The organism is Microbacterium aurantiacum (assembly GCF_040532595.1).
Classification (GTDB): domain Bacteria; phylum Actinomycetota; class Actinomycetes; order Actinomycetales; family Microbacteriaceae; genus Microbacterium; species Microbacterium chocolatum_B.
The window spans coordinates 657,424-671,750 of the sequence record NZ_JBEVYX010000001.1 but is presented as its reverse complement, the minus strand read 5'-3'; the positions used below and the strand labels follow the sequence as shown (position 1 = coordinate 671,750).

The window sequence follows — 14,327 nt, the reverse complement described above, 5'->3', positions numbered from 1 at the left end:
CGCCGTGTGGCCGGCGGTCGTCGCGCGGTGGTGAGGGGATGCCGCCCTCCTACGATGAGGGGATGGCTGATTCCCTTCCCTCGATCGCGATCCTCGGTGCCGGCTCGATGGGGGGTGCGATCCTGCAGGGTCTGCTCGCTTCGGGGCGGGCCTCCCGAGTGGTCGTCACCAACCGCACGCGGGCGAAGGCCGACGCGCTGGCGGATGCCGCGGCAACGGCATCCGCGGATCTCGAGAGCATCGCGCTCGAGACCGACCCCGACGGCAACGCCCGGGCCGCGGCATCCGCCGACATCGTCCTCATCGGGGTGAAGCCGGGGATGGTGCCGGGCCTCCTGGACGAGATCGCGCCGCACCTCCGCCCCGGAGCCCGTGTCGTGAGCCTGGCGGCCGGTGTCACGATCGCGACGTTCGAGGCGCACCTGCCCTCCGGTGCCGTCGTGCTGCGGTCGATGCCGAACACCCCCGCGGTCGTCGGGAAGGCCGTGACCGGACTCGCGCCGGGGTCGTCGGCGACACCCGCGGACGTCGCGAGCGTGCGCGCGGTCTTCGACACGTGCGGCGCGGTCATCGAGGTCGTCGAGGAGCAGATCGACGCGCTGTCGACCATCTCGGGGTCGGGTCCCGCCTACGTCTTCCTCCTCGTCGAGGAGCTGACCAAAGCCGCGGTGGCAAAGGGATTCGACGAGGCCGATGCCCGCCTCATGGCCGAGCAGACCTTCGTCGGCGCCGCGGCCCTCCTCGACGCCACCGGGGAGGACCCCGCCGAGCTCCGCCGCCGCGTCACGAGCCCGAAGGGCACCACCGAGCGCGCCGTCGCGGTGCTGCAGGACGCCGACCTCGCCGAGGTCTTCGGACGGGCGACGGATGCCGCGCTCGCGCGGGCGAAGGAGCTCGCCGCCGGGGCGTGATCTCTCCGCCTCGAGGCCGCTGAACAGCGCAACGGCCGCCGACGCGAGTGCGTCGACGGCCGTTGCGCTGTGTGGGGGGATCAGTCGGGTGTCACCCGATGGTCAGCCGCAGGAGCGTGCTCCGACACTCACCTCCTCGGTCGCGCTGACGCCGTCACCGTCCGTCGCCGTCACCGTGACCGTGGTCGGCTCGACGTTGCCCACGCGGGTGGTGAAGGCGTGCGACGACGCCTTTCCGGCCGCGAGGGTCAGTGTCTTGGAACCGAAAGCGGTCTGGATCCGCACCGCGACGGGCTCGGTCTCGCCGCTGGTGACCTTCACGGTGACCAGCACCTTGCCGGCGAGGCAGCGCGTGCCCACTTCGGTGTCCACCTCGGGGCCGGCCGGCGGCACCGTCTGCGGGTCGACGCTCTCGAGGGTCGGGATGACCTTCTTCATCAGCCCGTTCTCGTCGAACTCGAGCTTGTCGATCGTCGTCTCGCGGTTGTTGCCGTTGCCGCCGGGCATCGCGAACCGGTGGTAGGCGATGTACCAGTCGTCGGTGCCGGGGACGTTGATGATCGAGCTGTGGCCCGGTCCCTTGATGCCGAGGGACAGATCCTTCTCCAGGATCACGCCGCGGTAGGTCCACGGGCCGTTCATGCTCGTGGCGGTGGCATAGCCGACGCGGTAGTTCTCCGACCCGGTGTCATCGATCGCGTAGGTCAGGTGGTACAGACCGTTGCGGTAGTTGAAGAACACCCCTTCGCGGAAGTCGGTCAGACCGTTGATGCGCTGGTAGGTCCCGGGCTTGATCGACACCATGTCGTCGTTCAGCTCGGCGAGGACCGGGCTGCCGTTGCCCCAGCCGAGATACCACTTACCGGTCACCGGGTCGTGGAACGCGGCCGGGTCGATCGCCTGGCCCGAGGTCACGGCCTCGTTGTTGACGATCATCGGCAACGGCTGTGCGACGAACGGGCCCTCCGGGCTGTCCGCGACGGCGACACCGAGCGTCTTGCGGTTGTAGGTCGGGTTGTGACCCGAGAAGTAGAAGTAGTACTTCCCGTCCCGCTCGATGATCGTGGGCGCCCACGCGTTGCCGGTTGCCCACGGCACGTTGCCGTTCTCCCCGTCGAGGGTCAGGAACGGCTCCTCCGAGCGTTCCCAGTCCACGAGGTTCTTCGACTTCCAGACGTAGAACTCCTTTCCGCCCCAGCCGGGGAAGCCGTCGGAGGTCGCGTAGATGTAGTACGTGTCGCCGAACACCGCGATGTTCGGGTCGGCGTACAGGCCCGGAAGGATCGGGCTCTTCATCTCGCGTGCCTCGATGGTCCACGTCACCGTCTCACCGTCTCCGGTGGTGAGGGTGTACGTGACGGGCGAGGAGAGGTCCACAGTCGTGCCGCTGGCGGGCGCCACCGTCACGCCCTCCACCGTGGTGAAGGTCGGCGCGAGCGCGGTGAGGTCGGTGCCCCGGTTGACGGGGAGCACGACCGAACGCGCGGTGCTGTCGGTGATGGGGGCGATCTTCAGCGCCGACGGGTCGCTCAGCGACACGTCGATGAGCTGGTCGTCGACCCCGGCGTTGCCGAGGATCTCGGTGGCCGACAGCGCCCGGTTGTACACCCGGATGTTGTCGTACCACCCCTGGAAGAACGCGTCGCCCTCGTAGAAGGATCGTCCGAGGTAGCCGAGCAGGTCGTCGCCGAGTCCGCCGACCGTGGTGCTGAGCGAGGCGTTCTCGCCCACCTTCACGCCGTCGATGTACAGGGTCATCTTGTTGCCCTCGAACACCACGTCGTAGCGGTGCCACTGACCCGAGACGGTGGTGCCGGTGACGGCCGACTCGTTCTGCCACGACTCGGTGGTGATGGCGCTGCGCACATCGCCGCCGCGGACCCGGAGGAAGTAGTAGTCGATGTTGCTCTTCCCGAAGGCGAACGTGAAGAAGTTCCCGCTCGTCCGCTCGGAACGGATGTCCATCGACACCGTCATGGTGCTCCTGCCGTCGAAGAACCCGGTCGGGAACGACGCATAGCCGCCGGATGCCCCGGTCATACGCAGTGCGCTGCCCTTCGTGGCGTCCGTGCCGACCGCTGCCGCACCGTGCGCGGTGAGGTCGGCATCCCCGACGGAGTCCGTCAGGGTCCCGTCGTCGAAGGTGTACTCCGCGATCGGTCCCTGCTGGGGCTCTTCGGGCTCCTCCGGGTCGACGGGGGAGTCGCCGTAGGCGGCGAGAAGGCGCTCCTCCTCGGCAGCCGAAAGGCGCAGAACCGAGCCGTGGCGGAAGCGCTGGTCGAACGAGTACTGGTCGGGGCCGGTGCCCACGCTCAGCTGACGGAACTCCAGGCTCTCCAGGGTGTCGGCGATGTGGCCGTAGTAGCCGCCGTCGTCGCCCATGATCGCCCAGCGGCCGTCGGGCAGCTGGTAGACCGTGTGGCCCTCCATGCGGGTGCGGAGGCCGAAGTCTCCCGCCTCGTCGCGCGCGACGACCGTGGTCCACGGTCCGTCGAGGCTCGGGGCGGTGTCGATGACCGTCCACCAGTCCGACGTGGAGAAGCGGTAGTAGGTGTCACCCTCCTTCGCGATCGAGGAGTCGATGATGTTCGGACCGGTCTGCCCGTCGCCCTGGGCGTTGAGGGATGCCCAGACCTCGGGCTCGGTGAAAGTGACGAAGTCGCGTGTCTTGGTGAGGTACACCCGCAGTGCCCAGTCGGGCGTGTTGTTCTCGCGGCGGTCGCGGGCCGACCAGTACACGTAGTACTCGCCGGTCTCCTCGTTGTAGATCGCCTCCGGCGCCCACACGTTCCCGGCGTGCTCGAAGCCCGCGAAGACGATGCGCTGATCGCTCCAGTTCACCAGATCGGTCGATTCCCACACCACGAGGTTCTTGCTCGCGTTCAGCTGGTCCCATCCGGAACCGCCGGGGCCGCCGCCTTCGGCGTGCAGGTCGGTGCCGATGATCCAGTACTTGTCGCCCTCGGGGGAGCGGATGAGGTGCGGGTCGCGCACACCGAGGTCGCCGCCGAGGTTCGCGAGGATGGGCTCGTTGTCGTTGAGCTTCGACCATTGCAGGCCGTCTTCGCTGTGTCCGAAGAAGATCTTCTCGTATCCGCCTTCGGCCGCGAAGTGCGTCCACAGGTACCCAGCCGTGTAGTCGGTGTCGAGACCCTCGGGGGCGGCGACGACGGTGATCGGGATCTGGCGCGTGGCATTGGTGTTCGCCACGGTCGCGGTGAGGGTCACCGTGGTGTCCTCGGCCCCGCGCGTCACGACACCGGCGGCCTTGCCGTCCTGGGCGGCGGTGGTCACCACGCCCGACGGGGAGGCCGACCACGTGATCGACGTGCCGTTGACCGACCCGGTCGAGGGGAGCGTGATGTTCCCGCGGATGTCGTCGGCGTTCGGGATCTCGATCGCGTCGAGGTCCTCCTGCGCGAGCGCGTCGTCACCCGGCATGGCGCGCACCGTCACGTCGAAGGACCGTGTCTCCGTCGCGCCGCCCCGGGTGAGGGTCGCCGTCAGAGTCGCCGTGGCGTTCGGCTGGCCGCTCGCGGGGCGCGTGATGACGCCGGTCGCGCTGACGATTCCGGCGTCGCTGGTGGACCAGGCGATGCTGGCGCCGTTCACCCCGGTCGTGGGCAGGGAGAGGTTCGTGGTCAGGCCGGAGACGTCGCCGAGCGAGATCGCCGCGGCATCCCGCGCCAGCTTGGTGGCGTCATCGGGGTGGAGGGCGGCGACATCCGTCGCGCTCAGCGCGCTGTCGTAGATGCGGAAGTCGCGGACGCTGCCCGCGAGGCGCCGGTCGGCGTCGTAGTTCGAGCGGCCGATGTAGTTGGCGGTCGTCACGCCACCCCCGAGCGACCCGGGCGTGATCGTGACGTTGGTGTTCTGCGCCACCTGCACGCCGTCGAGGTACAGACGCGCCGTGTTGGTGGCGTCGTCCAGGGTGTAGGTCAGGGTCTTCCACACGCCGCGCTGCAGGTTCTGACCGCTCGTCGTGTTCTGCTCGCCCTGCCAGTTGTTGGGCGAGATGGTGCCGCGGTAGGCGTTGCCCGTGGTGAACAGGTAGCCGTTGCCCGAGTTCGAGGTCGCGGGGGTGCCGAGGCCCCAGATGAAGTACGGGGTCGCCTGGTCCTGCCGGATGAGGACTTCGGCGCTGACGGTGATCGAGTTCAGCCCCGCGAGGATGTTGTTCGGCAGGCGGACGTGGTCGTCGCTGCCGTCGAGCCGGACGCCCTCGGCGCCCGTGAGGGTGGGTCCGCCGACGTAGGTGCCGTCGTTTCCGTTCCCCGAGGCGTCCACCGCGGTCGTCCCCGTGGCGTCGTTCAGGGCGTAGTGCAGCACCAGTCCGTCGTCCGGCGCCGCGGCCGCGGGCTGGGCCGCCACCACCGCTCCGGTCAGGCTGAGTGCGATCGCGGTGATACCCGCGAACGTTCTTCTCCAGCGTGGTTGCGTCATCGCATGTCCTTCCGCATCCGACCCCCGGGCGGGCGTCAGCGGCCGTCGTTGGCCGGTCGCTGGCGATGTTATCGCTCACAGTCAGAGCGTCGCAAGAGTTGTTACCGCGCACGCACGACGTCGGGACATTGCCTCTTGCGCGCGGCGCAAACAGGCGTAGTGTTCTCGTTCGTGCTTCCTCGCGTCGTCGCCGGCACGCGCCGGCGGCGCGTTCTCCGACTGCATCCCGCCCAGGCCGTCGTCTTCGGCTTCGCCTCCGCCGTCCTCGTCGGGACCGCGCTCCTCGCCCTTCCGATATCCGCCGCCGACCGTCGACCCACCGACCTCGTCGACGCGCTGTTCACCGCGGTCTCGGCCGTCTGCGTGACGGGCCTGGTGACGCTCGACACCGCCACCCACTGGAGCGGCTTCGGTCTCGCCGTGATCCTCATCCTCATCCAGCTGGGCGGCCTGGGCATCATGGTGTTCGCGACGCTCATCGGCCTCGTGATCGTGCGCCGGGTCAGCGTCCGGTCGCGACTGAACACCGCGGCGGAGACGGATGCCGTCGGGTCGGCCGATGTCCGCCGTGTGGTGCGCGGCATCCTGATCAGTTCCCTCCTGATCGAGGCCGTCGTCGCCGTGGTGCTCACCGCGCGGTTCGCGTGGGGCTACGGGTTCGACCCGCTGCGGGCCGCATGGAACGGCCTCTTCCACGCCGTGTCGTCCTTCAACAACGCCGGGTTCGCCCTGTTCAGCGACAACCTGATCCCTTTCGCCGCCGACCCGTGGATCTGCCTCCCCATCTGCGCGGCCGTGATCCTCGGCGGTCTCGGCTTCCCGGTCATCATGCAGCTGCGCAGCGAGTGGCGCGTCCCGCGTCGGTGGACGATGAACACCCGCCTCGTCCTCGTGATGACGGTGATGCTCCTGCTGGGTGGGTCGGTCTACATCACGGTGCTCGAGTGGGAGAACCCCGCCACCCTCGGCGCCTACGACCCGGCATCCCGCCTCCTCATCGGCTTCTTCCACTCGGTGCAGACCCGCACCGCCGGGTTCAACTCGGTCGACATCGGCCAGATGCGCGACGAGACCTGGGTCGGCATGGACGTGCTGATGTTCATCGGCGGAGGCCCGGCCGGCACCGCGGGCGGCATCAAGGTCACCACCTTCGCGGTGCTGCTGTTCATCCTCCTCACCGAGCTCCGCGGCGAGGGCGCCGTGAACATCTTCGGCAAGCGCCTGTCGCGCGCCGTGCACCGCCAGGCCATCGCCGTCGTGCTGATGGCCATGGGGGCCGTCATGGCCGCCACGATCGCCCTCATGCTCGTCACCGGATACCCCTTCGACCGGGTGCTCTTCGAGGCGGTGTCGGCGTTCGGCACCGTCGGGCTGTCGACCGGCATCACCTACGAGCTGCCGCCGGCCGCGGAGATCATCCTCTCCGCGCTCATGTTCCTCGGCCGGATCGGCCCCCTCACGCTCGGCTCCGCGCTCGCCCTCCGCCCGCGCCGCATCCTGTACGAACTCCCGAAGGAGAGGCCCGCCATTGGCTAAGTTCCCCCTGTTCTCCGAGAAGTCCCGGCGCATCGCCGAGGCCGACTCCGTCGCCGTGATCGGTCTCGGGCGCTTCGGCAGCGCGCTCGCCGAAGAGCTCATGGCCTCCGGCACCGAGGTGCTCGGCATCGATGCGAGCGAGGAGATCGTGCAGTCGTTCAACGGGACGCTGACGCAGGTGGTGCGCGCGGACGCCACGAAGGAGGAGGTGCTGCGCCAGCTCGCCGTCGACCAGTTCGATCGCGTCGTCGTGGCGATCGGCGACGACGTCCAGGCATCGATCCTCACGGCCTCGGTCCTTCTTCACCTGAACGTTCCGGTGGTGTGGGCCAAGGCCATCAGCGAGCAGCACGGACGCATCCTCGAGCAGCTGGGCGTGCACCACGTGATCTTCCCGGAGAAGGACATGGGACGCCGCGTGGCACACCTCGTCCGCGGTGCCGCGATGGACTACCTCGAGGTCGAACGGGGCTATGCGATGGCGAAGATCGCACCCCCGCAGGTCATCCGCGGCATCCCGCTCGGACAGACCGGCATCCGCAAGTCGCACGGCATCACCGTCACCGCCTACAAGACACTCGAGGAGCAGTGGCGCAACGCCGACAACCAGACCGTCGTGAACGAGGGCGACACGATCCTCATCGTGGGCCCCACGGCGCAGGTGGAGGCCTTCGCGCAGCTGCGCTGACGCCCACCGCGCTGACGGCCGCGGCCGTCAGCGGTCGAGGGCGGCGAAGCGCTCGATGTCGGAGTTCGTCCCCGACACGATGATGAGGTCGTGGTTGGTGACCACGGTGTTCGCCTCCGCGTAGCGGAACGGGCGACCGGGACTCTTCACCCCGACGACGGTGACGTGGTACTTGGTGCGAACGCCGGACTCGTTGAGGCCCACACCGCGGATGAACTTCGGCGGATACATCTTGGCCAGCACGAAGTCGTCGTCGAACCGGATGAAGTCCAGCATCCGTCCGCTCACGAGGTGCGCGACGCGCTCGCCGGCCTCGCGCTCGGGGTAGATGACGTGGTTCGCGCCCACGCGCGCGAGGATCTTGCCGTGCGACTGCGAGACGGCCTTCGCCCAGATCTGCGGGACCTTCAGGTCGACGAGGTTGGCGGTGATGAGGACGGATGCCTCGATCGACGACCCGACGGCGACGACGGCCACCTGGAAGTCCTGGGCGCCGACTTGCTTGAGCGCATCGATGTTGCGCGCATCCGCTTGGACCGTGTGGGTGACCCGCTCGGACCACTTCTGCACGAGGTCGAGGTTGTCGTCGATCGCGAGCACCTCGCGGTCGAGCCGGTCCAGCTCGCCGGCGCAGGCGGCGCCGAAACGCCCCAGCCCGATCACCAGGACGGGGGCGTCGCTTCTGATCCGCTCAACCAACGATGGGCCTTTCCACGGGCAGCGAGTACAGCTGCGATCGGCTGGTCGCGGCCACCGCCGCGGCGAGTGTCACTGTACCAATGCGACCCATGAAGATGGTCGCGGCCAGGACGTACTGGGCGGCTTCCGGTGCGGATGCGGTAAGGCCCGTCGACAGGCCCACGGTGCCGAAGGCGGAGATGACGTCGAAGAGGACGTCGGAGACCGGCTCCTGACTGATCTGGGCCACGATGATCGTCGACAGAGCCACGATCGTGGCGCCCCACGCGACGACCGACAGGGCGACCCTCTGGACGTCGCTGGGGATGCGTCGGCCGAAGGCCTGCACCGAGGGACGTCCCTTCGCCTCCGACAGCACGGCGAGGGCGAGGACGGCGAGGGTCGTCACCTTGATGCCGCCGGCGGTGGAGGCCGACCCGCCGCCGACGAACATCAGCATGCTGCCGACGATCAGCGACGAGCCGTAGAGCTCGCCGACTTCGACGACCGAGAATCCCCCCGACCTCGTCATGGCGGAGAGGAAGAACGCCTGGAACGTCGTGTCGCCTGCGTTCATCGAGCCGAACGTGGCGGGGTTGTTGTACTCCAGGGCGAGGAACGCGCCGGCGCCGGCGAAGAACAGCGCGACGGTCGTGATGAGGGTGAGCTTCGTGTGCAGCGGCCACAGGCGCACGTGCCAGACGTTCTTCCACAGCGCGTAGATGACGGGGAATCCGATGCTGCCGAGGAAGACGCCGGCCATGAGCACCGTGAGGAGGAAGTAATCGTCGGCGAAGGGCACCAGGCCGCCGGGATTCGGGGTGAAGCCGGTGTTGGTGAACGCCATCGCCGCGTAGAACGGCGCCTCCCACAGCGCCTCCAGCGGCGCGATCCCCGCGAAGATCAGCGACGGGTAGAGCAGGATCGCGAGGATGAGCTCGATGAGGAGCGTGGACAGCGCGACCGTCCGCAGGAGCTGACCCACTTCGCCCAGGCGCACCGTCTGCCCCTCGTTCACGGGCCCGCCGTGCGTGCGCAGCGGATTGCTGTCGCTCGCGGCGATGAGCTTCGCGCGAAGTCCCAGGCGCTTCGAGATCACCAGGCCCAGGATCGACGCCAGGGTCAGCACGCCCATGCCGCCGATGTTGACGCCGATGAAGATGAAGACCTTTCCGAGCGGGGAGAAGAACGTCGCGACGTCGACCGTGGCGAGTCCCGTCACGCAGATCGTGGAGACCGCCATGAAGACGGCGTCGACGAGTGGCGCCGGCTGCCCGCTCGACGTCGCGGCCGGAAGCGAGAGGAGGCCCGTGAAGAGCAGGATCAGGGAGGCGAAGACGAGCACGGCGAACCGCGACGGCGAGGAGGTCGTCAGGTGGCGGAAGTCGTCCCACAGGCGACGGAGGGTCAGCGGCGTCCGGGTGCTGTCGGAGCCCGACGATTCCCTCGCCATCCACCGCCCCTTCCGACGTTCGGCCGTGCGTCATGGTACTCCGCCCCGGGGCGCGACTACGCTGGGGTCATGGCGGACATCTTCGACGTGATCGCGGACGGCACGCGCCGCGACATCCTGCGGATTCTGCTCGATCGGTCCGCCGCGGGCGAGCGCGGGACGAGCGTGTCGCAGATCGTGCACGAGCTCGGCGCCAGCCAGCCGACGGTGTCCAAGCACCTCAAGGTGCTGCGCGAGGCGCACCTGGTCTCGGTCCGAGAAGAGGGCCAGCACCGCTTCTACAGCCTGTCGGCGGGGCCGCTCGACGAGGTCGACGAGTGGCTCGTGCCGTTTCTCGACGACGTCGCCGCGGCCGACGAGGAGACCGTCGCGGGGCTGCCGGAATCGGCCGCGCATGCCGCTGACGTGGTCGGTCGTGCCGCGGCATCCGCCAAGCACGCGTGGGAGAACGCGTGGCGGAAACTTCCCGGTCGCTGAGGGTTCTCCCCGCCCCTGCGGCCACACGAGTCACACAGGTTTACACGTGTCCCGCGCAGCCCCTAGAGTGTGGTGAACAATCCTGGGGAAAGGGAATCGGTGATGGCGGACATGCCCGACGTGCGCTTCCTCACCGTCGCCGAAGTCGCGGACATCATGCGCGTATCGAAGATGACGGTGTATCGACTCGTCCACGCGGGCGAGCTGCCCGCCGTGCGTTTCGGTCGTTCGTATCGCGTGCCGGAGGCCGCGGTCACAGAGGCCTTGCAGCGGCCGATCGCCGACGTCGGCTAGACTGATCTGAGGCATTTTTCCATCTGCCCGTTCCCGGACGTGATCGACACACGTCCAGACCCCTGACTTAGTGAGGTTTCCCGTGGGTTCAGTCATCAAGAAGCGCCGCAAGCGCATGGCGAAGAAGAAGCACCGCAAGCTGCTTCGGAAGACTCGCCACCAGCGCCGCAACAAGAAGTAAGCGGCATCGCACCAAGCGCCCCCGATCGGCATCCGCCATCAGTGGGGCGCTTCGTGTCTGTCCCCCCGGGCCTTCGGCCACGTCACCGTCACTTCGGGAGCACACGATGAAGTCCATCACCGTCCAGCAGCTGCGCGAGCGGACCGGCATCCCGCTCATCGATGTCCGCGAGACCGACGAGTACGCCGCGGGCCACGTCCCCGGCGCCGTCAACCTGCCGATGTCGACGATCGGCGACCACCTCGACGAGCTGCCCGACGGCCCGTTCGACGTCATCTGCGCGATGGGCGGACGCTCCGCGCGGGTCGTGGAGGCGCTGGAGGCGCGCGGCCACGACGCGACGAATGTCGACGGCGGTACCAACGGGTGGGCCGCCGAGGGCTACCCGCTCGACCGCCCGTGACCACGCTCACCCTCATCGGCAAGCCCGGATGCCACCTCTGCGACGTCGCCCGGGAGGTGGTCGAGACCGTCGTCTCCGACCTCGATGAGAGCGACATCGAGATCGTCGAGCTGTCGATCCATGACGACCCCGCGCTCTACGCCCTGTGGTGGGAGAAGATCCCCGTGGTGCTGATCGACGACAGGCTGCACGCCCACTGGCGCGTTTCGCCGGACCGCTTGCGCGCCGCGCTCGACGCGGCCGACTGACCCGGCGCCGGCCTCATCGGACACAGGCGATCCGCCGGAAACAGGACGATCCCCCCGGAACGTCCTGTTTCGGGGGGATCGCCTGTTTTCGTGCAGACGCGGCGGTGATCAGGGCGTATCGAGGTCGGCGCGGATGCGGTCGGCCATGGAATCGAGGACCTCGACCAGCTCCGCGCGCTCGTCCTCTCCGAGTTCCGCAGACGCGCGGGAGAGAAGGCCGTTGAACTGCCGGTGCATGCATCGCAGGTGCTCGTGTCCGCGTTCGCTCAGTTCGAGCAGGATGCTGCGTCCGTCGGTGGGATGCGTCTGTCGCTGGACGAGCCCGCGCTGGTCGAGGGACCGCGTCAGCTGCGTCATCGCCGCCGTGGAGACCCCGATCCGGTCGGCGATCTCTTTGGGCGTCGTCGGGCTGTGGAGCGCGACCTGGAAGAGCACGCGGAGTTCGGTCTGCGTCAATCCCGCCTCGGCGGCGAGTCGTTCACGATTGCCCTCCAGTGCGCGCGCGAACCGAACGGCCGCTGCCGCCAGCGGAGGGAGCTCGTACGAGTCTCCTCCCGTCCCTGCTCCGCCGATCTCCATGACATAGATCTTCGTCGATTCCGCCTCTGCGGTGATAGCTAACGAATAAAGTTAGCTATATTCCCCGCCGACGGAGGCGGAGACCGATCCAAGGAGGCATCGTGATTCCGGAGGTCTTGACCGCGGGGCAGTTCGCCACGGTCTACAACGCACTCTCGCTCGTCATCGCCGCTCAGCTCTTCACGGCGATCTTCCTCGTCATCGCCCTTCCGCGCGTGCTCCCGCGGTACCGCACGGCCCTGACGATTGCCGCGATCGTCTGCGGAATCGCGGCGTATCACTACTTCCGCATCTTCGCCTCGTTCACCGAGGCCTTCGAGACGGAGACGCCGGGCGGACTGGGCGACTTCTCCCAGGCGATCGGCGTCGGCTTCAACGAGGGCTACAGGTACGTCGACTGGCTTCTGACCGTTCCGCTTCTGCTGGTGGAACTCGTCGCCGTGCTCGCTCTGACGCGCAAGGCGCAGAACCGACTGTTGTGGATGCTGGTCCCCGCCTCGATCCTCATGATCGCGTTCGGCTACCCCGGTGAGATCAGCTCCGACCCGGTCGCGAGGACGATATGGGGCATTCTCTCCACGATCCCGTTCCTGGTGATCCTCTACGTCCTGTTCGTCGAGCTGACGAAGTCGCTGGCTGTCCAGCCCGTCCGGGTGCGGCGCACGCTCAGCAACCTCCGCTGGCTGCTGCTGTTGAGCTGGGGCGTGTATCCCATCGCGTATCTGCTCCCGTCCTTTGACATCGGAGCGGACGGCTGGGTCTACAAGCAGGTGGGGTACTCGATCGCCGACATCATCGCCAAGGCCGTCTACGCCATCGTCATCTACCAGGTGGCTCGCACCAAGTCCTTCATCGAGGATCCGTCGTTCGCGCGGGCCGAAGAGGGGCACGCGGGCGAAACCGCGCCCGCCGCGGCGCGACGCTGAGTCCACCCAGCTGGCGAGTACAGGCGATCCGCCGGAAACAGGACGATCCCCGCCGGAACGTCCTGTTCCGGGGGGATCGCCTGTTCTCGTGCAGACGCGCTACTCAGGGAGCGAGGCGCGTGGGTCCACGGAAGAGGTAGGTCACCTCGCGGATCGAGTCCTGGCCGAGCAGAAGCATCAGCAGGCGTGCGAGGCCCATGCCGAACCCGCCGTGGGGCGGGGCTCCGTAGCGGAAGAAGTCGAGGTAGAAGTCGAGGTGCTCGGGGTCGAGACCCTTCTCCTTGGCCTGCTCGATGAGGACGTCCACGCGGTGCTCGCGCTGCGCGCCCGTGGTGATCTCGACGCCGTTGAAGAGCAGGTCGTACGACTTCGTCAGCCCGGTCCCCTCGTCGCGCATGTGGTAGAACGCGCGGATCTCGGGGTGATAGTCGGTGATGAAGACGAACTGGTGGCCGAAAGCCTCCTGCACGTGGGCGGCGATCTGACGCTCGCCTTCGGGGTCGAGGTCGCCGTCGGTGCGCGGGATGTCGTACCCGCGGGCCGCGACGATCTCGCGCGCCTCGGCGAGGGGGATCCGCGGGAACGGGACTTCGGGCACGACGACCTCGAGGCCGAAGAGCTCCTGGATCTCGTCGCCGTGCTTGTCCTTGACCGCACGGATCGCCGTCTGCAGGAGCTCCTCCTGCATGCGCGCGACGTCCTCGTGGGACTCGACCCAGCTGATCTCGGCATCGACGGAGGTGAACTCCGTCGCGTGGCGCGAGGTGAACGAGGGGTCGGCGCGGAAGGCGGGGGCGATCTCGAAGATCTTCCCGAAGCCGGCCACCTGCGCCATCTGCTTGAAGAACTGCGGGCTCTGCGCGAGGTAGGCCGTGTTCTCCTCGAAGTAGGGCACCTCGAACAGCTCGGCGTTGGACTCCGAGGGGCTCGCCATGAGCTTGGGGGAGTGCACCTCGATGTAGTCGCGCTCGATCCAGTAGGTGCGCATGGCGTGCTCAAGCGTCGTCTGCACGCGGAAGATGAGGTTGTTGCGGCGCTGGCGCAGGTCGAGGAATCGCCAGTCCATGCGCTTGTCCAGCCCCGAGTCCGCCGCGATCGGGGTCTCGGGAAGAGCCGCCGCCGCGATGTCGAGGCCGCCGATCTTGATCTCCACTCCGCCGAGCTTCACGCGCTCGTCGTGCTTCAACTCGCCCTGCACGGTCAGGAACGTGCCCGTCGCGAGGTTCGAGATCGTGTCGGTGAGGGCGAGGGCCGCGGCATCCTGCTCGGACCCGTCCTCGGTGGGGCGCGTGGCGGGGTTCACCAGCTGCACGGCGCCCGTCTCATCGCGCAGGATGACGAACTGCACCTTCTTCTGGTCGCGGACGGTCTCGACCCATCCCGACACGGACACCGGGCCATCGGCCCGCGACTGCAGCTGCTTGACCAGAACGCGTTCACTCACGAGGCCACAGTCTACGTGTGCGGGTTCCCCGCCCCCGCGCGGCGCCTTCTGCGGATACTCCCAGCT

Annotated in this window: 14 protein-coding genes; 9 read left to right on the top strand and 5 right to left on the bottom strand. The window is 68.2% G+C overall.

The window, feature by feature from the left end; genetic code table 11:
* Positions 1-62: 62 nt before the first annotated feature.
* Positions 63-911, top strand: a complete 849-nt coding sequence (proC, locus tag ABXJ56_RS03335) for a pyrroline-5-carboxylate reductase (RefSeq protein WP_353998301.1) — start codon at positions 63-65, stop codon at positions 909-911.
* 102 nt (positions 912-1,013) lie between these two features.
* Here proC and ABXJ56_RS03330 read toward each other — a convergent pair whose 3' ends face one another.
* Entirely contained in the window at positions 1,014-5,354 is a 4,341-nt protein-coding gene (locus ABXJ56_RS03330; RefSeq protein ID WP_353998300.1) for a family 43 glycosylhydrolase, read from the bottom strand.
* A gap of 171 nt (positions 5,355-5,525) precedes the next feature.
* Here ABXJ56_RS03330 and ABXJ56_RS03325 point away from each other — a divergent pair, with 171 nt between their 5' ends.
* Both ABXJ56_RS03325 and ABXJ56_RS03320 read left to right on the top strand, forming a co-directional pair.
* Positions 5,526-6,890, top strand: a complete 1,365-nt coding sequence (locus tag ABXJ56_RS03325; protein ID WP_353998299.1) for a TrkH family potassium uptake protein — start codon at positions 5,526-5,528, stop codon at positions 6,888-6,890.
* Positions 6,883-7,578 (top strand): potassium channel family protein, encoded by a 696-nt coding sequence (locus tag ABXJ56_RS03320; RefSeq protein ID WP_353998298.1) that lies wholly within the window; start codon positions 6,883-6,885, stop codon positions 7,576-7,578. The genes ABXJ56_RS03325 and ABXJ56_RS03320 overlap by 8 nt, the downstream gene beginning before the upstream one ends.
* 27 nt (positions 7,579-7,605) lie before the next feature.
* Here the strand turns inward: ABXJ56_RS03320 and ABXJ56_RS03315 are convergent, their stop codons facing one another.
* Together ABXJ56_RS03315 and ABXJ56_RS03310 are read right to left on the bottom strand one after the other, a co-directional pair.
* Positions 7,606-8,277, bottom strand: a complete 672-nt coding sequence (locus tag ABXJ56_RS03315; RefSeq protein ID WP_353998297.1) for a potassium channel family protein — start codon at positions 8,275-8,277, stop codon at positions 7,606-7,608.
* Positions 8,270-9,709, bottom strand: coding sequence for a TrkH family potassium uptake protein (locus ABXJ56_RS03310; RefSeq protein WP_353998296.1), 1,440 nt, complete (start codon positions 9,707-9,709; stop codon positions 8,270-8,272). The genes ABXJ56_RS03315 and ABXJ56_RS03310 overlap by 8 nt, the downstream gene beginning before the upstream one ends.
* Positions 9,710-9,778: 69 nt before the next feature.
* On the opposite strand from ABXJ56_RS03310, the gene ABXJ56_RS03305 reads away from it, so the two are divergent.
* The 5 genes from ABXJ56_RS03305 to ABXJ56_RS03285 all read left to right on the top strand — a co-directional run bounded on the left by ABXJ56_RS03305 (position 9,779) and on the right by ABXJ56_RS03285 (position 11,312).
* A complete protein-coding gene (locus tag ABXJ56_RS03305; protein ID WP_353998295.1) occupies positions 9,779-10,186 on the top strand; it encodes an ArsR/SmtB family transcription factor in 408 nt (135 codons plus the stop codon).
* Between the two features lie 102 nt (positions 10,187-10,288).
* Positions 10,289-10,480, top strand: a complete 192-nt coding sequence (locus ABXJ56_RS03300; protein ID WP_301133176.1) for a helix-turn-helix domain-containing protein — start codon at positions 10,289-10,291, stop codon at positions 10,478-10,480.
* Positions 10,481-10,562: 82 nt separating this feature from the next.
* On the top strand, positions 10,563-10,661 hold the full coding sequence (locus tag ABXJ56_RS03295) for a 30S ribosomal protein bS22 (protein ID WP_003792170.1): 99 nt from the start codon (positions 10,563-10,565) through the stop codon (positions 10,659-10,661).
* A gap of 106 nt (positions 10,662-10,767) precedes the next feature.
* A complete protein-coding gene (locus ABXJ56_RS03290) occupies positions 10,768-11,064 on the top strand; it encodes a rhodanese-like domain-containing protein (RefSeq protein ID WP_353998294.1) in 297 nt (98 codons plus the stop codon).
* Positions 11,061-11,312: a glutaredoxin family protein gene (locus ABXJ56_RS03285; RefSeq protein WP_353998293.1), complete on the top strand. Its 252-nt coding sequence runs from the start codon at positions 11,061-11,063 to the stop codon at positions 11,310-11,312. Before ABXJ56_RS03290 ends, ABXJ56_RS03285 begins: the two co-directional genes overlap by 4 nt.
* Positions 11,313-11,420: 108 nt before the next feature.
* On the opposite strand, the gene ABXJ56_RS03280 is transcribed toward ABXJ56_RS03285, so the two are convergent.
* Positions 11,421-11,891, bottom strand: coding sequence for a MarR family winged helix-turn-helix transcriptional regulator (locus ABXJ56_RS03280; RefSeq protein WP_353998292.1), 471 nt, complete (start codon positions 11,889-11,891; stop codon positions 11,421-11,423).
* A 101-nt stretch (positions 11,892-11,992) separates the two neighbouring features.
* On the opposite strand from ABXJ56_RS03280, the gene ABXJ56_RS03275 reads away from it, so the two are divergent.
* Positions 11,993-12,817, top strand: a complete 825-nt coding sequence (locus ABXJ56_RS03275; protein WP_353998291.1) for a bacteriorhodopsin — start codon at positions 11,993-11,995, stop codon at positions 12,815-12,817.
* Between the two features lie 103 nt (positions 12,818-12,920).
* Here the strand turns inward: ABXJ56_RS03275 and aspS are convergent, their stop codons facing one another.
* A complete protein-coding gene (aspS, locus tag ABXJ56_RS03270) occupies positions 12,921-14,261 on the bottom strand; it encodes an aspartate--tRNA(Asn) ligase (protein WP_353998290.1) in 1,341 nt (446 codons plus the stop codon).
* Between the last annotated feature and the right edge of the window lie 66 nt (positions 14,262-14,327).

Excerpts from the sequence above, each read along its gene's own strand:
- proC (WP_353998301.1), top strand. The coding sequence starts at position 63 with ATGGCTGATTCCCTTCCCTCGATCGCGATCCTCGGTGCCGGCTCGATG.
- ABXJ56_RS03330 (WP_353998300.1), bottom strand. The coding sequence starts at position 5,354 with ATGACGCAACCACGCTGGAGAAGAACGTTCGCGGGTATCACCGCGATC.
- ABXJ56_RS03310 (WP_353998296.1), bottom strand. The coding sequence starts at position 9,709 with ATGGCGAGGGAATCGTCGGGCTCCGACAGCACCCGGACGCCGCTGACC.
- ABXJ56_RS03305 (WP_353998295.1), top strand. The coding sequence starts at position 9,779 with ATGGCGGACATCTTCGACGTGATCGCGGACGGCACGCGCCGCGACATC.
- ABXJ56_RS03300 (WP_301133176.1), top strand. The coding sequence starts at position 10,289 with ATGGCGGACATGCCCGACGTGCGCTTCCTCACCGTCGCCGAAGTCGCG.
- ABXJ56_RS03290 (WP_353998294.1), top strand. The coding sequence starts at position 10,768 with ATGAAGTCCATCACCGTCCAGCAGCTGCGCGAGCGGACCGGCATCCCG.
- ABXJ56_RS03280 (WP_353998292.1), bottom strand. The coding sequence starts at position 11,891 with ATGGAGATCGGCGGAGCAGGGACGGGAGGAGACTCGTACGAGCTCCCT.